Origin of the sequence: Ewingella sp. AOP9-I1-14 (assembly GCF_052375995.1) — a bacterium.
GTDB lineage: Bacteria > Pseudomonadota > Gammaproteobacteria > Enterobacterales > Enterobacteriaceae > Ewingella > Ewingella allii.
Genome location: NZ_JBQSVA010000001.1, coordinates 334,987 through 359,247 on the forward strand (window position 1 = coordinate 334,987; position 24,261 = coordinate 359,247).

Here is a 24,261-nt window from a genome sequence, read left to right on the forward strand (position 1 = left end):
CTGAGTTGGCCTCCGTATCAGAACTGCAAGTGTTCTGCGCGCACGATCATCGCCAGACCCGTAGAGAGCTGAACTCGAACACCGTCTTTGGCAATTTCCAAAACGGTGGCGTCCATAGCACTCTGACCGGCTCTCACTTTGATCTCTTGGCCAATTTGCAGTTTTGAGATATCTGTGACTGGCACCTGACGCGGTTCACGTTTTTCCTCACGCGGTGGGCGAGGTGCACGTGGTTTGCGATTTTCTTGACCAGCTACAGCAGCAGGCGCGTTTTCACGGCGCGGCGCAGGTTTTTTAGCAGCCGGACGTGGACGACGTGGTTCGGCTTCACCCGCTTCACGACGCTTAGCCTGTTGTTCAGCACGTTGTGCTTGAACACGAGCTTTCGCTTCTTCTAATTGTTTACGGGCATGTTCGACGTGCTGTTCTTCCAGCTCACCACATGCATTACCGTCAAGGTCAACGCGCTGTGCGCCAACTTTAACGCCGTACAAATAACGCCAGCTTGAGGTATATAGACGCAGAGCAGAGCGCAGCTGAGTTTTACTCAGATTCTCTTCGCCTTGCACGCGCTCGACCAAATCCGCAAAAATACCGATCTTTAAAGGACGAGCTTCGCCTTCGGCGCTAAAACAGAGCGGGAAACGCTCGGCCAAAAAGGCAATGACTTCTTTACTACTGTTCAACTTAGGTTGATTTTCCATGAAATTTCCTGATTACAACGGGTTTGCCAACCGGCGCAGGCATGAACAGGCGTCATTATAATGACGCCACCGTTAAATGCCACGTTATCCGTAGATCAACTTGCGATCAGATTGACATATTTTGCTGCATCGCTGTTTTGCAGATGCTGGCAAAGCCCGGCAACTAACTCTGTCAGCCCTTGTTCATCCGCTTCGTCGAAGCGTTGATAGACGGTGCTATCGATGTCCAGGACGCCAATCACTGTGCCATTAACGCTAATCGGTAAGACGATTTCTGCGTTACTTGCTGCGTCACAGGCGATATGCCCGGGGAACGCATGCACGTCACCGACGCGCTGCACGGCGTTTTCAGCCACGGCAGTCCCACAAACGCCCTTTCCCACCGGGATGCGCACGCAGGCAATTTTGCCCTGAAAAGGTCCAAGCACCAGTGTGGAACCATCCATAAGATAGAATCCAGCCCAGTTAACCCCTTCAAGACGCTCATAAAGTAAGGCGCTGGCATTCGACAGAGTAGCAATAAAATTGTTCTCTCCGGCGATAAGCGCGTTCAGATCACGTTTTAATTCCGCGTAGAATTCTTGTTTATTCATGTAATAACCAATAATGACCCAAGGGCAGTCAGCCGATATGTTGTGCTTAACCCCTATAAAATAAGCATTAAATACTCATCTGAACAAGGTTAATCCTATGTCACTTCAAAAAGACTGACCTACAATGACTGTTTGCCGACCGCATAATACGTTATTTTGTTAAAAATACCTGACAGATCTTAACATCCCTGCCCTGTAGAGCATTTCAGGGTAAGTACAATGATAACAACAGGCAAATCTACACTCAGGCTCTATGAAAATACGCACATTGTCAGGACCTTTACCGCAGGCACGCTATCAGCGTTGTAATGAATGCGATTACCTCTTTTCTATTCCTGACCTGAAGAAAACGCAAACTGCGCATTGTCCGCGCTGCAATGCCAAGGTGGAAAAAGGCCGGGTCTGCTCCCTGTCGCGTCTCATTATTATCGCCATTAGCATCTTGGTGCTGATGCCGTTCGCCTTCACCGAGCCATTAATCAGCATCCGTCTGCTGGGGACCCGCATTGATGCCAGCCTGTTCGAAGGTATCTGGCAGATGTCGAGCCAAGGCTCGCCGCTTACCGCCAGCATGGTCGCCTTCTGTACCATTGGCGCGCCGGTCACTTTAGCCGGTTCTATCCTTTATCTGCACTTTGGTAGCCGTTTGGGGATGAACCTCAAGCCGGTGCTGTTGATGCTCGACAGGCTCAAAGACTGGGTGATGCTCGACATCTATCTGGTCGGCATGGCGGTAGCTAGCATCAAAGTGAAAGAGTACGCCGACATCGACGTTGGCCCGGCGCTGTTGGCTTATCTAATGATGACCGTGCTGGTGACGCTGACGCTAATCAACCTGAATATCGAGCAGCTTTGGGAGGAGTTCTATCCGCAGCCGCGCCCGAAAGGTCAGCCCTCCACCTTTAAGCTCTGCCTGTCGTGCAAATTTACCGGCCACGCCGATAACAAAGGCCGCTGCCCGAGGTGCCACGTGCCGATGACGGTGCGTTACAAACATAGCCTGCAGAAGACCTGGGCGGCGCTGATTGCCGCCATGGTGTTCCTGTTGCCGGCGAACCTGATGCCGATTTCGATTATTTATCTCAATGGGCAACGCACCGAAGACACGATATTCTCCGGCGTGGTTTCACTGGCGACCTCCGGCAACGTGCCGATTGCCGCCATCGTCTTTATTGCCAGCGTTCTGGTGCCTTTCACCAAGGTTATTGTGATGCTGACTTTACTGTTAAGTATTCATTTTAAGGCGATTCAAGGATTGAAAACGCGGATACGCTTACTGCGGGTAGTGACCTGGATTGGTCGCTGGTCGATGCTTGATCTGTTTGTCATTTCCTTGATGATGTCGTTGGTTAACCGTGACCAACTGTTGTCATTTACAATGGGACCGGCGGCCTTCTTCTTTGGGACCTCCGTGATCCTTACAATACTTGCCGTAGAATGGCTTGATAGCCGCTTGATTTGGGATGCACATGCAACAGGAAACGCCGAATACACCGACTGAAGCGCGGGTTAAAAACAGACGCCGGATATCGCCTTTCTGGCTTCTGCCTTTTATTGCCTTATTGATAGCGGGCTGGCTTATCTACAGCAACTATCAGGAAAGAGGCACCACCGTTACCATTGATTTCCAGTCTGCCGCCGGGATTGTCGCGGGGCGAACCCCTGTGCGCTATCAGGGGGTGGAAGTCGGCACCGTCGAGTCAATCAGTCTGAGCAAAGACCTGCGCACCATCATGGTCAAGGTCAGCATCAAGAGCGACCTGTCGGACTCCTTGCGCGATGGCACCCAGTTCTGGCTGGTCACGCCTAAGGCCTCACTGGCCGGGGTTTCTGGTCTGGATGCCTTAGTTGGCGGTAACTACATCGGCATGATGCCGGGCAGCGGTAAAGAGAAAGATCACTTCGTCGCGCTGGATACGCAGCCGAAATATCGCCTGAATACCGGCGAGTTGATGATTCATCTCCACGCACGGGATCTTGGCTCCCTGAGCAACGGCTCGCTGGTTTACTACCGTAAAATTCCGGTGGGTAAAGTTTATGATTACGATATTGAAGCCGGAAACGATGGCGTCACTATCGACGTTCTGATTGAGCGCCGTTTCGCCCATTTGGTGAAAGACACCAGCCGCTTCTGGAATGTCTCCGGCTTTAAAGGCGATTTCAGCCTCAGCGGCGCGAAAGTTGAGATGGAAAGCCTCGCCGCGCTGGTCAACGGAGCTATCGCCCTCGACTCGCCGATTGATGGCAATTCGGCCAAACAAGAGCAGTCCTACGAGCTATACCCTGATTTGGCGCAGAGCCAGCGCGGGGTAGAGATCGACCTCGACTTACCCAACGGCGACGGGCTGAAAGAGGACCGCACCCCACTGATGTATCAGGGTTTGCAAGTCGGTACCCTGACCAAAGTGACCCTTCAACCAGACAACAAGGTAACGGGGAAACTCACGGTTGACCCGTCGGTGATTGACATGATGCGCACCGGCACGCGCATTGAGATGAATAGCCCGAAAATCAGCCTGAGCAATGCCAAGCTGAGCCAACTGCTGACCGGCAACACGCTGGAGCTGATCCCGGGCGAAGGCCAGCCGCAGAAGCACTTCACCGTGCTCGACAGCAATCAGCGCCTGCTGCAAGACCCGGGCGTTTTGCAAATTCAGCTTAATGCCCCAGAAACCTTTGGTATTGATGCCGGACAGCCGGTGATACTTCACGGCATCGCCGTCGGCCAAATCCTTGACCGCAAAATGACCGATGAAGGCATTGTGTTTAACATCGCGATAAAGCCTGAATACAAAGGGCTGTTGCACAAAGACAGTAAATTCGTGGTCAACAGCCGCGTTGATGTCAAATTAGGCATCGACGGCATGGAAGTGCTAGGCGCCAGTGCCCAAGAGTGGGTTGACGGCGGCGTGCGCATTATTCCGGGCGGTAAAGGCGAACCGGCGAAAAAATACCCGCTCTTCAGTAACGCTGAAAAAGCCGCCGAAGGCATTCAAGGGGAGCAGCCGGGCGCCACGCTGACGCTCACCGCCAAGAGCCTGCCGGACGTGCAGGCGGGTTCCGTGGTGCTGTATCGCAAATTCCAGGTTGGGCAAATTGTGGATGTCACGCCAAAAGCCAACGACTTTGACATCGACGTCTATATCCGCCCTGAATACCGTAAGTTGCTCACTGACAAGAGTATTTTCTGGGCCGAGGGTGGCGCGAAAGTACAGCTGAATGGCAGCGGATTGACCGTCCAAGCTTCGCCGCTCGACCGCGCGCTGAAAGGTGCGATCAGCTTCGATAACAATGAAGGCGTCACGCTGAGCAAAGGCGCGAAACGCGTATTGTATGAGTCAGAAACCGCCGCGCGCGCCGTAGGCAGCCAAATCACGCTGAATACTTACGATGCCAGCAAGCTCTCTGCCGGAATGCCAATTCGCTACCTAGGTATCAACATTGGTCAGGTTGAGTCGCTGAAGCTCGAGTCGAAACTGAATCAAGTCTCAGCCAAAGCCGTGCTCTACCCTGAGTATGTCGACACCTTCGCCCGCATGGGGACGCGATTCTCTATCGTTTCACCGGAAATTTCCGCCGGCGGGGTTAGCAATCTCGACACCCTATTGCAGCCTTACATCAATGTGGAAGCAGGCAAAGGCCCGGCCTCGCGCACCTTCGACCTGCAAGAATCGACCATCACCGATTCCCGTTACACCGATGGCTTGGGCATCGTGATGGATGCAGCCGAGGTAGGTTCGCTGCAAATCGGCACGCCAGTGCTGTTCCGCGGTATCGAAGTGGGCACCGTGACCGGTTTCTATCTGGGCGCGATGGCTGACCGGGTTAACGTCACGCTGCGTATCAGCAAGAAGTATCAGTATCTGGTGCGCGACAACAGCGTGTTCTGGCTGGCTTCGGGCTATAACCTGCAGTTTGGGCTGACCGGCGGAATGCTGAAAAGCGGCACCTTCCAGCAGTTCATTCGCGGCGGTATTGCTTTCGCTACACCGCCGTCCACGCCGGTGGCACCAAAAGCCGGAGCGGGCCGCCACTTCCTGCTTAATCCCGAAGAGCCGAAAGATTGGCAGAAATGGGGCACGGCGATCCCGAAAAACTAAGTTTCGCCGCGTGATGTGATAAGGCCGCCTTCGGGTGGCCTTTTTGTTGCTGCACCGCGCCTCGTCGGAACATGGTAAACTTGCGCCAATTTGATTTTCCGTTTCCTCTGCGACGAGACCTTCCTTTGTCCAAACCAACTCAATTTGTGGCGAAATTGCCACCCGCGTTCCTTGATGCAACCCGTGAAATCATGCCAGCCTCTCTGAGCATGGACGACTTTATTGCCGCCTGTAATCAGCCGCTGCGCCCCAGCCTGCGGGTTAACACGCTAAAAATCAGCGTCGACGACTTCCTTGCGCTGGCAGCCAGCTACCAGTGGGAGCTGACGCCGGTGCCCTGGTGCGCCGAAGGCTTTTGGATTGTCCGTCAGGGCGATGATGAAACCCGTCTGGGTAACGCGCTGGCGCACCTCGCCGGGCTGTTTTACATTCAGGAAGCCAGCTCCATGCTGCCGGTGACTGCCCTGTTTGCCAACGACACCCAGCCGACGCTGGTGATGGACGTGGCGTCTGCGCCCGGCTCCAAAACCACGCAAATCGCCGCGTTAATGAATAATCAGGGCGGTATCGTCGCCAACGAATATTCCGCCAGCCGGGTGAAGGTTCTGCATGCCAATATCAGCCGCTGCGGCGTGGCTAACACCGCCCTCACCCATTTCGACGGACGGGTGTTTGGCGCGGCGCTGCCAGAAACCTTCGACGCCATCTTACTCGACGCCCCCTGCTCGGGCGAAGGCGTGGTGCGTAAAGACCCGGATGCCATGAGTAACTGGTCACCAGAGAGCGTGGTCGAGATTGCCGCCACCCAGCGCGAACTGATTAACAGCGCCTTCCACGCCCTGAAGCCGGGCGGCACCTTGGTTTATTCCACCTGCACCTTGAACGCGCAGGAAAATCAGCAGGTCTGCCAATGGCTGTTGGATGAATATCCAGATGCCGTGGAAGTGGAGTCGCTGGCCGACCTGTTCGACGGCGCGCAGAAGGCGCTGACCGCCGAGGGGTATCTGCACGTTTTCCCACAAGTTTATGACAGCGAAGGCTTTTTCGTTGCCCGACTGCGCAAAACGGCGTCGATTGATCGCTTGCCAACGCCGGGCTACAAAGTGGGCAAATTCCCCTTCTTCCCCCTGTCGCGCAAAGAGAGCGCCGAGGTGGTCGCCGCAGCGCAAAAGTCCGGCATTGTTTGGTCCGACCAAGAGATGGCCATTTGGGAGCGAGATAAAGAACTGTGGCTTTTCCCGCGCGTGCTCGAGCCGCTGTTCGGCAAAGTGCGTTTTTCAAGGATTGGCATGAAGTTGGCCGAGCGTTTCTCCAAAGGCTTCCGCTGGCAGCATGAAGCCGTTGTCGCGCTGACCACAGGCTCTGGCGATAGCCAATTTGCCATTGACGATGAGCTGGCACAGGCGTGGTTCCGGGGCGTGGATATTTACCCGCCCGACTCTCCAACCCGCGATGAATGCATCGTGACCTGGCAGAATCAGCCACTTGGGCTGGCAAAACGCATCGGCAGCAGAATAAAAAACAGCTTACCGCGTGAACTGGTGCGCGATGGTGCTATTCGCCCTCATAAGTGAGCATTAGTCCACCATTAATAGCACTCAGCTATTAGCAAAACTTGAGTTATTTTTAATGCGCTCGTCAATTACAATTAACTTATTTGATTGACGGGCTTACGTATATCCTCAATTTTTTGTTGGAATTAGTAGTAGGAATATTCCTAATCAGGCATGTATTATTGCGCTCATGAATGACACTTCTGGAAATATTATTTCCAGATATGAAGCATATAGCCCGTGTCGAGTAAAGTTTTGCCAGTCGGAGAAGTATCATGGCGGATGAAATACAGTTCCAGTCAGCAGAAGGTCATCTTCTGCGAGAAATGGCCAGCCTTCGCGATATCATTGACAACAACTCTGACTGGATCTGGGAAGTCGATACTCAAGGCAGATACGTTTTTTCCTCGAATAAATGCCAAGAGTTCCTCGGCGTGCCGCCTGAACATGTGTTGGGTAAAACGCCTTTTGACTTCATGCCGGCCGACGAGGCCATCCGCGTCAGCGCGCAGTTTGCCGCGATTGCCGCTCGCCGCGCCCCTTTCGGCGGCTTGCTGAATAGAAATATTCGCGCCGACGGCAGTGAAATCATTCTTGAGAGTAGCGGCATACCGCTGTTTGATTCAGCAGGTGAATTCCGCGGCTATCGCGGCATCGACCGCAACCTGACCAATCTCGATCAAGCCCCCGGACAGCGCCTATTCCAGCTGGAAACTATTTATTCCAACGCCCCCGTTGGCCTGTGCTTTATCGATTTGCAGATGCGTTATGTGACGGTCAATGACGCAATGGCTAACATCATTGGCCTGCAGCCTTATGAGGCCATTGGCCGCAAAGTCGGCGTTTTTCTGCCGGGTCTTGCCCCTTTGCTGACCAACGCGCTCGAGTTGGCTCAGCGCAATGAGGCTACGCCCGACCGCGAGTTCTCGCTGCCCGGCAACAATCAGATTTTCTTTGTAAGAATTAAAGCGGCTTATGATGTCCAGAATCAGCTGAGCGGCCTTTCCGTCGCCATGACGGATATCACCAGCCTGAAACGCATGGAGCGCGCGCTGCGTGAGAGCCAAGAGCATTATCGCAACATGGTGGAGCTGAACCCACAGATCCCATGGACCGCCGACCCTTCCGGCCTGCTTAATGACGTCAGTTCGCGCTTCCAGCGCATTACGGGCATGACGCGACAGGATATTCTGGCGGATAAATGGATCCAGAGTATGCACATTGAAGACCGCCGAAGCGCGGTGCAAACCTGGGAACAGTGTCTGAAAACGGGTGCGCCGCTGGACATCGAAGTGCGGTTTTGTCATGTCGATCGCGGCTGGAACTGGATGCGCATCCGCGCGGCGGCAAGCTATGCGCCCGATGGCTCCATTCAACGCTGGTATGGCACGGCAGAAGACGTTCACGAACGCAAGCTGCTGGAGCTGAAACTGGTGAAAGCCAATCGTCGATTGGAAATTCAGGCCCGCACCGATCCTTTAACCAAACTGCCTAATCGCCGCGAATTTAAAAAAGTGCTCAGCCACGAGTACATGCGCGCTAAACGTAACAATAGCCCGCTGACGGTGGTGATGATTGATATCGACTACTTTAAGAATTTCAATGACCACTATGGCCATTTGTCCGGTGACGCCTGTCTGCGACTGGTTGCCCGCACCCTGCGAAAAGCGCTGAAACGCAATACGGATGTGATCACCCGTTTTGGCGGCGAAGAGTTTGCAGCTATCTTGCCGGATACCGATTTAAAAGGCGCATGGATCGTGGCGCGTCAAATCATGGAAGCCATTGAAACACTGGGCATTAAGCATAGCTTCAGTGAATTCAATCGCGTCACCATTAGTCAGGGTATTGCTACGTTTACGCCACGGGAAAATCCGGACATTGACGATCAATCGGATATCGTCAGCGCGGCAGACCAAGCCCTCTATATTTCCAAAAATAATGGCCGCAACCAAATTAACGCCATGCCTATCTCTGCTCGCCATACCCCCCTTTAATTAACAGATAAAAGTGTGACTCTATCAGAGATATATTTTGTCGAATGAGTCACACTTCCGCCTCATTACATTCATCTTGAATTGCCAATATAATAAAAGTAGTGATACCGTCCTCGCGTAGAAAATGGATTGTTACTGCAAACGCAGGCAAAACCTAAACCTCATGAATTATTCATTAAAAGAATAAATTCGTGGTTTAGGTTTTTTTTTGCATTTAACACCACCGTTCTTTCAATTATATATTTTTACATATACATCAGGGATGCAGCATATGAATAAATTATTTATTACCTCAACCTCTATGGCTCTTTTACTATTAGCTTTACCACCCTGTCAGGCTCAAGGATGGGAAAAGGGTAACTTTCATTCTGAGAAAATAGATCTGCCTTATCAGCTTTATACTCCCGAAAAGACCTCCTCTTTATTGCCCTTAGTGATCTATTTACACGGTACCGGGCAGGCAGGCACTGATAATCAAGCGCAACTTTATCAAGGGGAAAATATTGGGCCAGATTATTTCACCAGCCCCGCCAACCAGTCACTGCAGGCCACCTACGTGTTAGCCCCACAAACCCCGATGGCCATCCGCTGGGCCAGCACCACTCTGGCCGAGTATGACTTTATGAAAACGCCGATCACTGCCTCGATGGAAAATTTATTGGCGCTAATTGATAAAACCGTTGCCCAGTATCCCATCGATAAAAACCGGATTTATTTGGCAGGCCTGTCCCGTGGCGGTCAAGGCGTTTGGTATGCGGCACTGCTACGTCCCGAATATTTCGCCGCTATCGTCCCAATTGCCGGAGCAGGCAGCCCGGAGTATGCGCAGAAATTAATTAAATTGCCGGTCTGGGTATTTCACGGCACCGACGATCAAGTTACCGATGTGAATTACAGCCGCAATATGGTTGATAGCATAATTAAACACGGGGGCAGCACGCGCTATATCCGTTACAGCGAAATAGAGGGCGGCGATCACCAATCCTCTTGGTTAACCGCCCATCAAAATAGTGATTTATGGCAGTGGATGTCTAAGCAAAATAAAAGCAATCACACTTCACCCGTTATTACTAAGTAACAGAGTCGACTAATAAGGAGAGCCGTATGTATCTAAGGACGCATAAATTAAATGCTTTTGTACTTTGTATGACCTTCATGAATCCACTTTGTTATGCGGATGATAATGAAATTCCGGCAATTGAAGATAAAGCCGCCAAGCCCTGGGCTTCGAAAACGCTAGGTTTTGAACCTTCTCCACAGGAGGGACTGCTAGGGGATTGGCTGGGGGTGAAACCTGCATTGAAAGACCATGGATTCAAATACACCCTCGGCTACCTGAGTCAAAGCGCCTACAACATTGATGGCGGCTATGACCAAAGCGGCAAGCTGGCGTATATCGACCAGTTCTGGCTGATGTTCAAACAGGATTTAGAAACCTTAACCGGCATTCCCGACGCCACCATTGACGGCAACATAGTTAACCGCAACCACGACTCCAACCTTACCCGCGACCGTACTCAGGACCCGCGCAGCGGCTTTACCGATATTGCTCAGGAAAGCTGGGGCGGCGGTTCGATCACGCGTCTTGGCTGGCTGACCTTCAGCCGAAGCTTTATGGACCGTAAACTCAGTTGGCGGGTTGGCTTAATGAATAAGCAGCTCGATTTCGATCAAATCATTCCCTGCGATTTTCAAACTCTCGGACTATGTGGTGGCAAGTCGGCCAGTGGCGGTATATGGTACAACTGGAATGTTCACTACTGGGGCACCTCGCTTAAGTACAAGTTTGATAGCGGCATTACGCTGAAAACCGGTTTGTATGAACAAAACCCCGAAACCAATAGCCGGGGCCATGCATGGAGTATCTCAACCACCGGCAGCCGTGGGGTGGTAGTCCCACTGGAAGTCGAATGGCGTACGCGGGCCATCAACCAACTCCCCGGTGCCTACAATCTCGGGGTTATTTACACCAATGCCGGCCAGAGAGATCTCTATAAAGGCAAAAATGGCGGCCCCGGCGCTACCGATCCCGATGGCTATGATGAGATCCAGCAGAACTGGTATCTCTATGCAGGCCTTAACCAGCAAGTTACCCAGCACGAAAGTGATGCAGACCGCGGCATGAGTGTCTACGCCAGCCTTGGACTGGCTGATCAACGCGCTTTGCCAATGCACTACAAAACCTCAGTCGGTTTGCGTTATCGCGGGCTATTTGATGCTCGCCCAGAAGATATGATTGGTTTGGGCATTGGCCGCTATGTCCCAGGGGACCATCTGAAAGACAATCGCCGCTACCTTAATCAACTGAGCGACGTCACGGATGTGAACTCGCCACAATATCGTCCAGTACCGGGCGTTTCGCTAACGGGTGAGGTTTTCTATCGCTGGAAACCTATCCAATGGCTTGAGCTGCAACCCGGCGTGCAGTATTGGCACAATCCGGGTGGCGTTAAGCAGACCTCTGACGCGTGGGTCGGTGCCTTAAAAGCCGTGGCCTACTTCTGATCTCCCCTTCCCTCGGGCCAGCAATTAGCCGGCCTGATTTGGTTTAATTTCCCCGAGCTAGAAAATTCTTATGGCACTTTCAAGCCGCTCAGCTATTCTCAATATATGGCCTCAACTGGTCATACCTCCTCTTGCGCATTCTAACCTTCACCAGTTAAGGAGTACCTTATGGGGAAATCAGTAATACGAATCGGTAGTTATGAAATAGATGACGCGCAGTTATCTACGCCTGAAGCCAAAGGCGGGGACAAGGTTTTCATTCCCTGCAAATCGGACCCGGATTTATGTATGCAGCTGGATGCCTGGGATGATCACACCAGCGTCCCAGCCATTCTCGATGGCCGACACTCGGTGCTGTATAAAGAAAAATACGATAAAGAAAAAGATGAATGGATTATGCGTCTTGAATAAAAAACATGGCGAACGGCATTCAGTTCGCCATGTTTCATTGTTAGAAGTCAGCGCTGTTACAGCTGATTATTAGAAGGTTTCCACCAACGCAAATTTCATTAATAACAATGGCATATTTGGTGAAAACAGATCGTACTCCTCAAAGAAACGCTGATGCTCTTTACGCCAGTAAGCCAGCGTTCTATCACCTTCGCCCTCCTCAAAAGCATGCTGCTCAGTGACTAAATCGAATGGCACCTGCTTCACTTCTGTCAACTTTACGGCACAAACCGGATTGTTACGGCCATCGACGACAACGAAGATTTCGCCCGCTTCTGGCTCCGGCTCATCATCAAGATTGGCGCAGGTTGCGGTCTTCACGCCATCGATAACTAGCTTCGCCATTGCGTCTGCCTGAGCCTCGGTATCGCCAAAAGACCAACGCTCTGCGGCTATGTATTTTTGTGGGATTTGAGGGATCATGTTTTATCCTTTTTCATTAAAGGGTGCGCGTTAAACGTACACATTATTTTTTACTTTCGGCTGCTGGAGCAGTGCAGGTATTGGGAAGCTCCGCTGGCCATTGGCGCGTGCTGCCTGCGCCGTACAACACGTGTATGCCACATTCGATATCCACCCGCGCCAAAGGTTTGCCACTGGTGTCTAGCATCATTGATGTATCACCGGTAGAAACAATGGCCACGCCGCTGTCGAAAGCAGAAACCGCGTCAAACACTGGAGGAATAACAAAGTGTCCCGCCGCGTTAATAAAGCCGTAATGGTTGTCCACCTTGGCGAAGGCCAAATCATTTATCGGTAATCCAAGATCGGCATAGCTGACGTCAGGCAACACTTTACCCTGTCCATCAATCCACACCTTTTGTCCGTCGTCACGCGTCAGGACTGCACGACCATTGCTGATGACACTGGCTTTGCCCTGTACCGCCAAAGCTAACTTGCCGGTGTTATCAACATAGCGCGTAGTGGCAACATCATCCTGAGCATCATAAGAAATCGGCATATCGCTGGCTAACGGCCAGTGCCACTGCCCCGCAGGCATCTGCGCCACGCGGATACCCGCGTTATCAATCAGTTCGGTACCCTGCTCGCTGCTACGCAAAGCCCGGTCTTTCACAAAAGCAGAGCTTTCCGTCGCCAACGTGGGTTCTATTTGCCAAGCGCCCTGTGCCGACAGATAGCCCTCTTGCGGCTGGCGAGACAGCTTTATCCAGTCGCCCACGGCGGTGATTTGCGTCTGTTGCTCATGCAGTTCAACATTGCCCTGGCTGCTCAGCAACCAGGACTGCCCGCCCGTCGCCGTCGCCAAAATGCGGCCATCTTTGAATTGCGTGACATCAAGCCCGGTGGTCGGAGCAATACGCTGCTTGATATCGGTCCCTATAATCGAGGCTAAAACCGAGGTTTCAGGTTGGTCAGAGACCACAGGCTCGGTAAGCAACCAGAGCGCGGGATTGATGCGCTCGGCTTTGGCATACTTAGCCTCAACCACCAGCTTACCGCTCTGATCAACTAGCCCCCACAGGCCGTTTGGCAATTGCACAGCGGCCTGCTGACCGGCGTAGGTATCGACATTTTTATAAGCTGGCGAAGAGATAACCTGCTGGCTGAGGACGTCGTAAATCCCCCAAAGAGCACCTTCAGAAGCCGTCTCGCGGAAACGGAACCAGCCGTTACCGATAGACTCAAGCTCAAAGGCATCAGGCAGATTGAAATGCTTGCCGTTGGTATCAATGGCGGTCAGTTTGCCATTCAAATAATCCAACGCGTAACCCTGTACGAATGGCGAGATATTGTCTTCGGTCAGCGGAACACGCACTTTCCCCTGCTCATCGACGATGCCGGTACCCTGCGCGGTTTTCACAATAAATTGCTGGGAAATATCACCTTTCGGGTCAGCAGTGACTTCGGCTGCGGCGGGCTGAATGTCCAGCCACTTGCTATCAATCTGCAATGAACCGTCGGCACGCATAAAGCCTGCGCCGGTTTTTGAAGAGGAGTCAGGGCGAATCAGGGCAATTGGCGCCGTCTTGGACGCGGCGTTACCGCGCAATGGCTCAAGACGGTAACCTTCCAGAGCAGAGTTGTTCTTCTGGCCAATTAGCGCCTTGCCGTTGCTATCCACGATATTGATAACTTTTCCCTGCTCGTTTTTAAGCCACAGGTTGCCGTTAATTACGTCGCTGTCAGCAATTTGCCCAAGCCAGGCCACATTTTGCGCGCCGCCAATCATGCCGCCAGAGGCGGAGATAATGGCATTAACTTTCGGTGAGCCATCTTTGACGGTCAGCAGGAAATCCCCCGTATCTTGAATCAGCGGCACACTTCCCACAGGCAGGCTCAAGATGGCTTTTTTACCCGGCACATAGACGTCAACCGACTCTTTCCCCTGAGCCGACAGAACATAATTGCCCTGATAGATCAGCGAATTCGCTTGCTGTTCATCAAAAGACGCCACCACCGCGCTGCTGTTATCCAACAGTTTTACGTCATCCGCCGTTTGTGCCAGCCAAAACTCTGGCGTCACGGCTTTAACGGAGAGATATTTTTGCGTATCCGTAGTGCCATCGGCGCGAATCAGCGTGATGCCATCATCGCCAGTCGCTAAGGCTAAACGCTGATTATTGGCATCTAACTGAATGTTTTTAAACTGAGGTTTAAGCCGCCATTCGAGGTTTTGATCTGCAATACCAAAGCCCTCAATGCCGCGCGCGATAAACAGCTGGTTTTTACCAAACGGCTGCAAAATTTCCATCTTATCGCTGGCAACGTGGCGCGACTCGTCGGGGGCGAGAAGCACTGTTTTATAGTCCAAACGCAGACGCGCAGGCTCACCATCGCTTAACGCCGCCGTATCCACCAAGTCATCTAGCGGCTGGCCGACTTGGCCACCTTTACGATCGATAATTTGCGCTTTGCCATTGACCTTCACGACGGCCAAACCTGACTGGGTAAAGTTCTCAGCCTGGTCGAAAGTCGGTTTGATTATCCAGTTACCGCTGGTGTCGATGAATCCCCATTTCCCCTCTTGTTCGACTTTCGCCGCACCAAAGTGGAAATCGCCAACACTATCGAACACCGGCTTAATAACCAGCTGGCCTTGAGCATCAAGGAAGCCCCAACGGTTGCCAGTTAGCGCGGCTGGCGAAGGCGAAGCGGCGGGCTGAGGTTCAGAGGCGGCAGGCGGGTTCGCAGCCCCCTCTGGCTGGGCCGGATTTTCGACTAAGAGCTGTTGGGCTGCGGGCAGTTGAACCGCCGCGCGACCTTTACGAACATTGCGAATGCAGAGATTTTGCGTTGCAGGCAAAGCGAGCTCTGCCAGATGCGAGGCATCCGCCGGGTTAGCGTCAGCAAAACAGGCATTACTTGGCTCGGCCATAGCCGGATAAGCAACCCCGACCATAGCCATCATACTGCCAGTATAAAACGCGCCGCGAATCGCCGCGCGCAGGGAAATACGGCCAACTCTGTCGGTCATTGACCACTCCCATTGGCGCAAGTCACCGGCTTCAGCGGCCAGAACTGGTGCCCTTTGGCATCAGTAATGATGCGCTGATTACAGTGCACTTCGAGCTGCGCCAGCACGTTTCCATTAGTATTAAGCAACTGCGCCTGACCTTTCATTCCTGCCCATGCACGCTTTTCACTAAAGTCTTCAGCCCATTCAAACTCAGGCACCACGGCAAAGCGCCCGGCCAGATTGATATAACCAAAGTTCGCACCATAGGTCGCCTGTTTCATGGCTTTCGCCAGGCCATCATTCATGCCGCCAATCTTGTCGAAATAGGAGCCGATCACTTTCTTGCCATTCGAGTCAATCAGGCCGAAAAGACCGTTAGTGTCTTTAAATGGCACCGTCCCTTCGCTGGCGTCGTTGACCTGCACGCTGCTTAGCCCCGGATAACGCTGAACTTCGTGACCTGAGTTATCAAACAGCACCGTTTCGCCGGTGGCATTATCGTTGAGCACCAACCGTGCCATCGAGGAGAGAGGTTCAGCTGTTTCGAAGCCTTCCAGCGGCTCGCCACCCGAAGTATCAATCAGCATGACATGATTATCGCTGACGGCACTGGCCCAATCCTGTGGCTGAACAAAATTCAGCGCGGCGGAATAGAGAGGCTGAACTTGCCATTGACCCTGACTATCAATGGCGCCGAAGCGCGGGCCAAATCCAAGCAGCACCCACTCGTTATCGATATTAACGGATGAAGGGATAATTGCCTTGCTAACCGCAGCGCGCCCATCGTTGTCGATTAAAGCAACACCGCCCTCGGCAGGCTGTACCAGCCAATGTTCTTTGCCCACGTTTAGCGGCTTACCAAGCAAGTTGCTGGCGACCGACTGTCCATTAGCGGCATTAAACAAGCTGAAATGCTGCTGAGTGTTCGCTGCATCATTCGGCTGGTCATCGTCGGAGATGCTAAACATGGCATCGCCAATATATTGTGGCTTGCCTGAGCGTTCTTGGTCAGGAGCAATCGCCCATTGGCCGGCGCGATTAATCACGCCCCAGCCGCCATCGGCTCTTGCCACGGCATAACCCTCTTTAAAGTCATCGACTTCAAAGAACTGCGGCGCGGCTAATACACTTTTGCTTTGAATGTCCCACAGGCCCCAGCGACGATCTTTGCCTTCGCCTTCCGCCGTCAGCAGTACGCCGGAACTGATTCGCTGTCCGCTCTGCAAAATGTTGTCTGGCGCATCAATGACGTTGCCGTGACTATCGATAATGCGTTTGCTTTCAGGCTTATTGTCTTCAGTCGTCGCCCAGCTGTAATCACCGGTGAAAGGGGTAATTTGCGCGAAGGTTGGCTGAATCGCCCATTTGCCATCGGCATCAATGGCGCCCATTTTATGATTCTCGGTTTGCACCAACAGCGGCGCATGGCGAATATCGCCTTCAATGCTGGCCCACTGCGGATCGGAGAACACTTCGCCTTGCGACGTTAAGATCGCGACAGATTTTTTGGCGTCATTCGGTTTGAGCAGTGCCCAAGGTAACCCCTGTGCTTGTGCATTTTGCTCGCCATTACCATTGCCTAACTCATGGGCACCTAAAGGCTGAACCTGATAATCACGCAGTGCATTCAGCACGGAATCCGCCAGAAGACCGACGCCATTACTGTTATAAACCTGCACAACTTGAGGCGTTTTACCCTCATTTTGGCTAACCCACAGGTTGCCATTTTGCAGCAGTAACTGCGGCTTGGTGGCTTTAACATTAACGATTTGACTCTGTGGGCCGATAAGGGTTACCCCTTTGCTGCCTTTAGCGACTAACCAGTCGCCCCAGTCTTGCAAGTCTTCAGCCTGATCGGCGGCAAGATCCTGAACTTTCTCCAGGGTACTGCTGAGCAGTTGATGACCGCCGTTATCAGTGGTGACTAACCAACTGCCTGATTTCAGGGCATGTACGGCTTTGTATTTTTCTTTGCTGACCGCAACGCCTTGTTTATCAAGGAATGCCCAATCAGTTTTATCTTTTACAGCAATAATATCGCCATTGAGCACCGGCGCATTGCGTGTTTTCAATACCATAGGATCAACGACCCATTCGCCATTCTGATCAAGATATCCCCAGTAGCCGCTGTCGGCGGTATCACGCTTCTGAGCTGGAATCAGTCCTGACTGCGGCTCTTGAAGCGCCATCACGTCATCGGGTAATGCGAGGGATTTGCTGGTCTCAGCATTCCACAGCGCAGGAGGAACCTGAGTCTGAACGCTCGCCAGCGCCTGTCCTTTGACAAAACCTTCACTGTCCAGCGATGCACCAAATGGCAGGGTCTGAATCACCGCGCCTTTGCGGTCAATCAGCGCCAGACGATTATCGATGACCACCAACGCAGTACCGGCGGCATTAAAATCCGTCGCGCGGGTAAAGCGAGGTTCAATTACCCAATGGCCTTTCTTATCTATGTAGCCAAAGAGATCGTCTTTCTTCGCCGCGGCAATATCATTAGAGAAGCCGCTGACTTCGCGGAACTGAGGTTCAATGACCATATGGCCGGTGAGATCAACATAACCCCACAGCCCTTGGGCATCGCGCGAGGCGCCCATCAAGACCGGAGATAAACCTTGTTGGAAAGGCAATTGGCACTTTTCAGCGGTTTTGGAATTACTGCACGCCCGCAACCAGGCATCGTCTGCGTGGGCCGGCAAGCTAAAAGTAGCATTCAGAACTATCGCTAAGGCACTGAAGTTTCTGAGATGTTTGAGTGTGTCGGAGCAAATCATCCGATTCCCTTATGACAAGATAATAAGAAAGTTTAGCGCACATAACCCTGATGATTTCGCTAGTGACGCGTTAAACGGTAAAAATCCGTGAATAATCAAGTTCAATGGTACTTACACGCTACGGCGTACAGGGTGTCAGCTTGTGAGATAAAAAGCAGCTATTTTATTGCCTCAACCCGCATGAATACACTTAATAACGGCACTTCTGCCTGAAAACTCAACGTTATTTTAGGATTTATTTTCGCGTTGCTTTTGCACATTTATGGATTGAACACTTCCCAGCTGAAAATGTGGACATAAAAACCTCTATTTACAACTTTCCAGCGTTCGGCGATGTGCAATTTCCTTCTGCACAATCGTAGAAAAAACCGCCACCGGCGTCTATCTCCGATTCACCAGTTTCCAAGAAACCTCGTAAAAAATATTAACCGTTACATCAGTTACATAGCGTTATTAGATTGAACGTTCCAACAATTAAAAAAGAGTCGTAATAGCTCAGTTTACTTATTGCCATCCCCCCAACCAGACTGCATTCTGTATTTCGAGCATCACCGCCGTTCGGCCCCAAGCCGATCTCTTTTTCATCAGACTGAATGACGCCATGAATAATAAAAATTTTTGTACCGTGGCCGACGTGGCCGACCTTGAGACTGGCCTACGTGAGATTCGCCAGCACCTGCATCAGCACCCGGAACTCTCCAACGAAGAGGCCAAAACTGCCGATTTCGTTGCCCAAGAACTCAGCCAACTCGGTTATCACGTCACCATGGGCGTGGGCGGGCACGGCGTCGTTGGCACCATGAAACGTGGCACGGGCAGTCGCAGCATAGGCATTCGTGCGGATATGGACGCCCTGCCTATTAATGAAGAGACCGGCGCGGCCTATGCCAGCCAGACTTCCGGCGTGATGCATGCCTGCGGCCACGACGGCCACACCACCATGCTGTTAGGTGCCGCCAAGCAGTTGGCCCGCAGCAAAAACTTCTCTGGCACGGTGCACCTTATCTTCCAGCCAGCCGAAGAGATTGGTTTCAACAGTGGCGCGCAACGCATGCTTGAGGAGGGCCTGTTCGAGCGCTTCCCTTGCGATGCGGTCTACGGGCTGCACAACCATCCGGGCTATCCGGCAGATAAAATGATGTTCCGCGCCGGGCCATTTATGGCGGCGTGTGACACGGTGAATATCACCATTCGCGGCAAAGGCGGCCATGCCGCGCGCCCACACATGACCGTAGACCCTATTCTGGTCGCCAGCAGCTTGGTGGTGGCGCTGCAAACCGTGGTTTCGCGCAATATCGATCCGAACGAAACCGCCGTCGTCACCATTGGTTCGCTGCACGCCGGGCACGCTTCCAATGTCATTCCAGAAACTGCTCGCATTGAAATGAGCGTGCGCTCTTTCGACGCCGGAGTGCGCAAAATTCTTGAAGAGCGCATCCGTTCATTAGCCGAGCTGCACAGCGCAGGCTATGGCGCGGTGGCGGAGATTGAGTATGTGCCGGGCTATCCGGTGCTGGTCAACCACGTGCAGGAAACTGCCTTCGCCTTAGAGGTGGCTAAAGAGCTGCTTGGGGAAGAGAACGTGGTGGATAACTTACCGCCGATTTCCGGCAGCGAAGATTTTGCTTACTTCTTGCAGAACAAGCCGGGCTGCTTCTTGCGTCTGGGTAATGGCAATAGCGCGGTGCTGCACAACCCGGCCTATGATTTTAACGACGACAGCCTGACCATCGGCGCGGCTTACTGGACGCGTTTAGTGGAGCGCTACCTAACTGAGAACCTTGACTAAACCAGAAGGTTAGCGGCAAAAACCAAACCAGCGCATGCCTAAGTGGAAGTGATTGGCGTGCGCTGCGTTATAGTCAGGCCCAATGGAGTTACCAAAGTAAGGGCAGCTGCGATTGAACATATCACGGATAAAACTGCCGCTGGCGTCATCCTGCTTCCAAGCTTTCAACACCGTGATGTTTCTGCCATCGGCAAGCCGGAATCCCGCAACATCCAAAGCTTCCGCCGTGGCGTGCTCGCTTAGCCGCCCTTCTGCACGATGATAAACATTGCGACAGGCATAGCTGCCGAGATGGTCAATGCGAGTCAGCCCTGCTCCCAGTTGTGCTTCAGCCTGAGGTTTCGCGACCTGCGAAACAAACATCGCACTGCTCAGCGCCAATCGACAACTCGCCAAAAAGCTTGAGCTTAAAGAGACAGAACCCAATTTCTGCACCCTCACCGGAGACTCTAACGGGCAGTTGCCCTGCGTGCTGGCAACCCGGGTAAAGGTGATCGCTCCCTCTTGTTCCGCGCTATCAAGCACCGCTAAACATGCCTCAGGATCATTGTCCAACCGACGGAGTTTGTACTTGGTAATAACATTCGGCGGATCGTTAACAGACAGCGGCGTAAAAGGGTTATAGCGCGAAGGCACCCTCTCCGTGATCCAAGGCGCCGCATACAGCAGAGCGACCAAGACAATGATCAGAACAACCACATACTTCATCAGCAGGATCCTTATGGTTGTGGGTTTGGTGTACAGCTAGAAGGGTGAGTTTTGGGGTAATTTTAGTGTATGGGTGGGGTTTGTGGGGAAATGAATAGCCCGGACTTTTTTTTAACTCCTGATGGTTTGACCAAAAATTTGTTACGGCGATAAATGCCACTGGAATTAAGTTTAAAGATAGCCCACCTACTTTTCATGAAATTAGGAGTCTAGACGGCAGGTTGTACGAGATGGAGAAAGGGAAGGAATTTGCGATGAAATTGCTGGGCATAAATCTGAAAAAGTGACAGCCAAGTGATTCGATACCAGAGGGAAAGAATACGCAATTCTGTAAAAGACCGAATACAGAATTTCGTGTGATTTTCGTTTTTCCTGAAAATAACTCTTTAAAATCAAAACCAAAAAAAAGACCGAATACGATTCCTATATTCGGTCTAGGGAAATGGCTCTTGGGAGAGAGCCGTGCGCTAAAAGTTGGCATTAATGCAGGCGGTTAAGCCGTACAACTTAAAGCGTAGTTGAGAGTTGCTCGTTTTCCAATCAACTTGTAACCAAGTGATAATAACTTCGCTAAATTAGTTGCTCTTTGTGATAACAATCTCAAAACAGAGGTGAAATTGCTGGCATAGAGCAGGGCTTTAAGACTTAGCAAAGGGTCTCGGCTTTGGCAATGAATGGAGCGAGGCTCATTTTCTGGCCTGGGTTTTTCGGGTCGTCGAGCAGGATCTTATCCAGCGGCACGGCCTGTACTTTGTGGCTCTTCACCTGCTCGCGCGCGACATCGTTCAGGGGATACTGGGCCAGCGTGCTGTCGTTAATCACATACAGCGCCTTGCCTGCACGGCATTGCAGCATGACTTCTTCGCGGGTGAATGCCCAATCTTTGCCATACTGGAGACGTGAAACCGTCACTAGCTCAGGCGCGGCGAAGCTGCTGGCTGACACAGCGAGCAGCAGAGTGGCAAGGAGTGTTTTCCTCATGGCTTTTTCCTTTATAACTAACTTTAAAACGTGATCACGCCGAAGCGAGTCGCCCTTCCCCGCTATCTAATTTAGAACGGTGACAGCGTGGCAAACCAGCTGACCAGCAGCATCACCACTAGCGATAGCACTAACTCAAGCTTGGTGGCGGAAGCCAGTCGCTGATAGGCCAACTGCGGCTGGGTCGGGATCAGCGGAACTAACCGATAGCGATTAAATATCGCCACGCCGGTCATCACCATCACCAGCGCGATTTTCACCAGCAACAGCTGGATATAGCGCGACGACAGGTCGGTAGGCAGGCGTTGCAAAATAATGGCGCTGTTGAGTATCCCGGTGAGGATCACCAGCGCGACCGCCACGTGCCCGCAGGTTGAGAAGCGAATGAGCGTCGCTATGGCGTAAGGCCGCGTCTCGTCCCGTTCGGTGTAAAGCAGGCAACCTAACAGTGGCAGTAAGCTACCGAACCAGTAGGCGGCGCTTAGCAGGTGCAAGGTGTGATTGCCGCGCTGCAACAGGCCCAGCGCGCCTTCGTTCATGGCCGCGTGACCAATCAATGCCTGGCTGAACAGCAGGCCGGTGCTGGTTAAGAACATCAGCATCACCCGCCCCGGCAGCCAGTCCATCAGCCACACCATCAGCGCAATCGCGGTGAGTAACAGGTGCCAGCGCCAGACCTCACCAAAGGTGGTGGTCAGCACCAATAACCAGACATTGAGGTTTAAACAATCCTCGAGGCCGTTGCCCATCAATCCAGCTTGAATCGCCAGCATGCCAACCGCCGTTAGCGCGGCGACCGCGACCGAAAGGGTCATCAAGCGATGATTCTGATTAAGCAACCCTGTTGCGAATCCTTTCGGTGCCAGCAGTCCCGTCATCACGCTGATGCCAAATATCTGCATCACCGCGGCAAAATGGAAGAACCGGCACAGAACAAACAAAGTGGCCAGAGTCATGGCTTATTGCACCGTGAAACTGTACTGCCCTTCAGTTTTGTGACCATCCACTGAAACGACGTGCCATGAAACGGTGTATTTGCCCGCCTTCAGAGGCGCATTCAGAGGCACGATGGCCTGAGTCTTGTCGTTGGCCGCCAGAGCCAGTTTGCCCGTCTCGATAGCTTTGTTATCAGGACCGCTCAGCGCGACCTTGCTGAAATTAGGTTCAATCCCTTCGCTGAAGCCCAGAGTCAGCTCGGTGGGTGCAGATTTAAGGGTGGTATCGGCAGCCGGGGTTTCAGTTTTCAAGTGAGCATGCGCCAGAGCCTGTTGTGACATAAGACCTAAAGCAAGCACCGCGGAAGTAGCCAAAATACGGCAGAGAGAAGAGGATTTTTGCGACACAATTTTTCCTTAGCTTTCTGGTTGAGGGATTTTAACGCCGCAACTTTAGCGCAAAGTCGCCCTGCAAGTCTGTCAAATTTAAGGGATGGTTTAGGGAATCGTTAAGCAGAGCCGAAGTTTGGCACTTTTTGCCCCAAGGAAAAAACAAAAAAACCGCAGCGCTATCAGGTTGCCCTGAAGCTTACTGCGGTTTATTACCAGACGTTTTTGACGACGAAGTAATTAGGCTGATGGACCTTGGTTGACCATGCCTTTCAGATCTTTGTCGACGAAGAACAGACCATTGCCGGTGTTGCTAACCAGTCCCAGTTTATCCAGAACAGATTTGAACAATGTTTCTTCTTCATGCTGCTCTGCCACGTACCACTGCAGGAAGTTGAAGGAAGAGTAATCTTTCAGCGTCATAGCCAGATCAGCAAGTTCATTGATTTTGGTGGTGATGTGCTGCTCATGCTCGTAAGTCTGCTGGAAGACGTCGGACAGTGACTCAAACTCCACCGGCGGCGCGGCAATCGCACCCAGCAGTGGCAGAGCGCCGGTGTCGCTGACGTATTTGAACAGGCGGTGCATGTGTTCCATCTCTTCCTGCGAATGTTGCATCAGGAAAGCGGCGGCACCTTCAAAACCTTTATCGCTGCACCATGCGCTCATTTGCAGATATAAATTGGCAGAATAGAACTCAAGATTCAGTTGTTCATTCAACTGATCGATCATTTCTTTTTTAAGCATAATAGCTCCACATAAATTGGCGAATAGCAGGATGAATTCATTATTTTCACGCATTATGCCGATCGTAGAACAAAATAAAAACACCTTATTTACAATAATAATGATATAAATAAAGAAAATACATAATCCATTGATAAATAACGAATTATAAATTTCCTTCAAATCTTATTGAGAATTATTCACAGGGAATATAAATATTAAAAGAGAATCATTCTTATTCTTTATTTATTTCTTTTTAAGCTATTTCCCGCCTTATTTTCGAAAATAATTAAGAATGATTCTTATTACCTGAATTTAATTAGCAGATTAAAAATGGGCTGTGAACATTCACCCAACGCGCTGGGTCGAGTACAATGCGCGCCAAGGCTCGCTTTGGGGAAAATCAATGAACAAGAATTTGGCTGATCTGAGTAAAGAAGAGATGGATAAGGTGAACGTTGATTTAGCCGCGTCTGCCGTGGCGTTCAAAGAGCGCTACAACATGCCGGTGGTGGCGGAAATGGCCGAGCGCGAGCAGCCAGCACACCTGCGGGATTACTTCCGCGAGCGCGTGGCGCACTATCGCGCAGAGTCGCACAAATACTCACGCCTGCCGTACGAACCTAAGCAAAAGTAGC

General features: G+C 52.0%; 19 protein-coding genes and 1 pseudogene. 10 read left to right on the forward strand and 10 right to left on the reverse strand.

Going from position 1 to position 24,261, the window contains the following annotated elements; all coding sequences use genetic code 11:
* Positions 1–17: 17 nt before the first annotated feature.
* Both proQ and ACT3RT_RS01640 read right to left on the reverse strand, forming a co-directional pair.
* Complete coding sequence (gene proQ, locus ACT3RT_RS01635; RefSeq protein WP_034791228.1) at positions 18–704, reverse strand: RNA chaperone ProQ; 687 nt, start codon at positions 702–704, stop codon at positions 18–20.
* Between the two features lie 95 nt (positions 705–799).
* Positions 800–1,297 carry a GAF domain-containing protein gene (locus ACT3RT_RS01640; protein WP_185690162.1) on the reverse strand — a complete coding sequence of 166 codons (498 nt, stop codon included), beginning with the start codon at positions 1,295–1,297 and terminating at the stop codon, positions 800–802.
* A gap of 253 nt (positions 1,298–1,550) precedes the next feature.
* Between ACT3RT_RS01640 and yebS the strand changes: the two genes are divergently transcribed.
* The 7 genes from yebS to ACT3RT_RS01675 all read left to right on the forward strand — a co-directional run bounded on the left by yebS (position 1,551) and on the right by ACT3RT_RS01675 (position 11,863).
* Entirely contained in the window at positions 1,551–2,798 is a 1,248-nt protein-coding gene (gene yebS / locus ACT3RT_RS01645; RefSeq protein ID WP_496199990.1) for a membrane integrity lipid transport subunit YebS, read from the forward strand.
* The gene (locus ACT3RT_RS01650) at positions 2,767–5,397 is read left to right on the forward strand and encodes a PqiB family protein (RefSeq protein WP_353502475.1); all 2,631 of its coding nucleotides are present in this window, start codon (positions 2,767–2,769) and stop codon (positions 5,395–5,397) included. The genes yebS and ACT3RT_RS01650 overlap by 32 nt, the downstream gene beginning before the upstream one ends.
* 125 nt (positions 5,398–5,522) lie before the next feature.
* The gene (rsmF, locus tag ACT3RT_RS01655) at positions 5,523–6,971 is read left to right on the forward strand and encodes a 16S rRNA (cytosine(1407)-C(5))-methyltransferase RsmF (protein ID WP_485901121.1); all 1,449 of its coding nucleotides are present in this window, start codon (positions 5,523–5,525) and stop codon (positions 6,969–6,971) included.
* A gap of 254 nt (positions 6,972–7,225) precedes the next feature.
* Positions 7,226–8,947 (forward strand): sensor domain-containing diguanylate cyclase, encoded by a 1,722-nt coding sequence (locus tag ACT3RT_RS01660; protein WP_485901123.1) that lies wholly within the window; start codon positions 7,226–7,228, stop codon positions 8,945–8,947.
* Positions 8,948–9,218: 271 nt separating this feature from the next.
* Positions 9,219–10,025 (forward strand): hypothetical protein, encoded by an 807-nt coding sequence (locus ACT3RT_RS01665; protein ID WP_496202404.1) that lies wholly within the window; start codon positions 9,219–9,221, stop codon positions 10,023–10,025.
* 68 nt (positions 10,026–10,093) lie between these two features.
* Positions 10,094–11,452 carry a carbohydrate porin gene (locus ACT3RT_RS01670; RefSeq protein WP_496202596.1) on the forward strand — a complete coding sequence of 453 codons (1,359 nt, stop codon included), beginning with the start codon at positions 10,094–10,096 and terminating at the stop codon, positions 11,450–11,452.
* Between the two features lie 168 nt (positions 11,453–11,620).
* A complete protein-coding gene (locus ACT3RT_RS01675) occupies positions 11,621–11,863 on the forward strand; it encodes a DUF1480 family protein (protein WP_034791239.1) in 243 nt (80 codons plus the stop codon).
* A gap of 69 nt (positions 11,864–11,932) precedes the next feature.
* On the opposite strand, the gene ACT3RT_RS01680 is transcribed toward ACT3RT_RS01675, so the two are convergent.
* From ACT3RT_RS01680 to ACT3RT_RS01690, 3 genes are read right to left on the reverse strand one after another with little or no spacing between them, the layout of a single operon-like run.
* A complete protein-coding gene (locus tag ACT3RT_RS01680; RefSeq protein WP_353503988.1) occupies positions 11,933–12,322 on the reverse strand; it encodes an ASCH domain-containing protein in 390 nt (129 codons plus the stop codon).
* A 46-nt stretch (positions 12,323–12,368) separates the two neighbouring features.
* Positions 12,369–15,338 (reverse strand): WG repeat-containing protein, encoded by a 2,970-nt coding sequence (locus ACT3RT_RS01685; RefSeq protein ID WP_496202405.1) that lies wholly within the window; start codon positions 15,336–15,338, stop codon positions 12,369–12,371.
* The gene (locus ACT3RT_RS01690) at positions 15,335–17,917 is read right to left on the reverse strand and encodes a WG repeat-containing protein (RefSeq protein ID WP_496202406.1); all 2,583 of its coding nucleotides are present in this window, start codon (positions 17,915–17,917) and stop codon (positions 15,335–15,337) included. Before ACT3RT_RS01690 ends, ACT3RT_RS01685 begins: the two co-directional genes overlap by 4 nt.
* Positions 17,918–18,695: 778 nt before the next feature.
* Between ACT3RT_RS01690 and ACT3RT_RS01695 the strand changes: the two genes are divergently transcribed.
* Positions 18,696–19,883 (forward strand): M20 aminoacylase family protein, encoded by a 1,188-nt coding sequence (locus ACT3RT_RS01695; protein WP_496202407.1) that lies wholly within the window; start codon positions 18,696–18,698, stop codon positions 19,881–19,883.
* Positions 19,884–19,892: 9 nt separating this feature from the next.
* Here ACT3RT_RS01695 and ACT3RT_RS01700 read toward each other — a convergent pair whose 3' ends face one another.
* Entirely contained in the window at positions 19,893–20,591 is a 699-nt protein-coding gene (locus ACT3RT_RS01700) for an extensin-like domain-containing protein (protein WP_496202408.1), read from the reverse strand.
* Positions 20,592–20,684: 93 nt separating this feature from the next.
* Here ACT3RT_RS01700 and ACT3RT_RS01705 point away from each other — a divergent pair.
* A pseudogene (locus ACT3RT_RS01705) lies at positions 20,685–20,878 on the forward strand (tyrosine-type recombinase/integrase); the annotation flags it as partial.
* 358 nt (positions 20,879–21,236) lie between these two features.
* Here the strand turns inward: ACT3RT_RS01705 and ACT3RT_RS01710 are convergent.
* From ACT3RT_RS01710 to ftnA, 4 genes are all read right to left on the reverse strand, one after another.
* Positions 21,237–21,572 carry a YebY family protein gene (locus ACT3RT_RS01710; protein WP_353502484.1) on the reverse strand — a complete coding sequence of 112 codons (336 nt, stop codon included), beginning with the start codon at positions 21,570–21,572 and terminating at the stop codon, positions 21,237–21,239.
* Positions 21,573–21,643: 71 nt separating this feature from the next.
* Positions 21,644–22,528: a copper homeostasis membrane protein CopD gene (gene copD / locus ACT3RT_RS01715; RefSeq protein ID WP_496202409.1), complete on the reverse strand. Its 885-nt coding sequence runs from the start codon at positions 22,526–22,528 to the stop codon at positions 21,644–21,646.
* Positions 22,529–22,531: 3 nt separating this feature from the next.
* On the reverse strand, positions 22,532–22,918 hold the full coding sequence (gene copC / locus ACT3RT_RS01720) for a copper homeostasis periplasmic binding protein CopC (protein ID WP_396130920.1): 387 nt from the start codon (positions 22,916–22,918) through the stop codon (positions 22,532–22,534).
* Between the two features lie 219 nt (positions 22,919–23,137).
* Entirely contained in the window at positions 23,138–23,644 is a 507-nt protein-coding gene (gene ftnA / locus ACT3RT_RS01725; protein WP_034791262.1) for a non-heme ferritin, read from the reverse strand.
* Between the two features lie 385 nt (positions 23,645–24,029).
* Here ftnA and ACT3RT_RS01730 point away from each other — a divergent pair, with 385 nt between their 5' ends.
* Entirely contained in the window at positions 24,030–24,260 is a 231-nt protein-coding gene (locus tag ACT3RT_RS01730) for a DNA polymerase III subunit theta (protein WP_353502486.1), read from the forward strand.
* Position 24,261: the final 1 nt, after the last annotated feature.

Coding starts and splice junctions, on each gene's coding strand:
- ACT3RT_RS01660 (WP_485901123.1), top strand. CDS start 7,226: ATGGCGGATGAAATACAGTTCCAGTCAGCAGAAGGTCATCTTCTGCGA.
- ACT3RT_RS01670 (WP_496202596.1), top strand. CDS start 10,094: ATGACCTTCATGAATCCACTTTGTTATGCGGATGATAATGAAATTCCG.
- ACT3RT_RS01710 (WP_353502484.1), bottom strand. CDS start 21,572: ATGAGGAAAACACTCCTTGCCACTCTGCTGCTCGCTGTGTCAGCCAGC.
- ACT3RT_RS01685 (WP_496202405.1), bottom strand. CDS start 15,338: ATGACCGACAGAGTTGGCCGTATTTCCCTGCGCGCGGCGATTCGCGGC.
- ACT3RT_RS01640 (WP_185690162.1), bottom strand. CDS start 1,297: ATGAATAAACAAGAATTCTACGCGGAATTAAAACGTGATCTGAACGCG.
- ACT3RT_RS01695 (WP_496202407.1), top strand. CDS start 18,696: ATGAATAATAAAAATTTTTGTACCGTGGCCGACGTGGCCGACCTTGAG.
- ACT3RT_RS01730 (WP_353502486.1), top strand. CDS start 24,030: ATGAACAAGAATTTGGCTGATCTGAGTAAAGAAGAGATGGATAAGGTG.
- ACT3RT_RS01650 (WP_353502475.1), top strand. CDS start 2,767: ATGCAACAGGAAACGCCGAATACACCGACTGAAGCGCGGGTTAAAAAC.
- ACT3RT_RS01665 (WP_496202404.1), top strand. CDS start 9,219: ATGAATAAATTATTTATTACCTCAACCTCTATGGCTCTTTTACTATTA.
- proQ (WP_034791228.1), bottom strand. CDS start 704: ATGGAAAATCAACCTAAGTTGAACAGTAGTAAAGAAGTCATTGCCTTT.
- ACT3RT_RS01700 (WP_496202408.1), bottom strand. CDS start 20,591: ATGAAGTATGTGGTTGTTCTGATCATTGTCTTGGTCGCTCTGCTGTAT.
- yebS (WP_496199990.1), top strand. CDS start 1,551: ATGAAAATACGCACATTGTCAGGACCTTTACCGCAGGCACGCTATCAG.
- ACT3RT_RS01690 (WP_496202406.1), bottom strand. CDS start 17,917: ATGGGCGCCTCGCGCGATGCCCAAGGGCTGTGGGGTTATGTTGATCTC.
- ftnA (WP_034791262.1), bottom strand. CDS start 23,644: ATGCTTAAAAAAGAAATGATCGATCAGTTGAATGAACAACTGAATCTT.
- ACT3RT_RS01675 (WP_034791239.1), top strand. CDS start 11,621: ATGGGGAAATCAGTAATACGAATCGGTAGTTATGAAATAGATGACGCG.
- copD (WP_496202409.1), bottom strand. CDS start 22,528: ATGACTCTGGCCACTTTGTTTGTTCTGTGCCGGTTCTTCCATTTTGCC.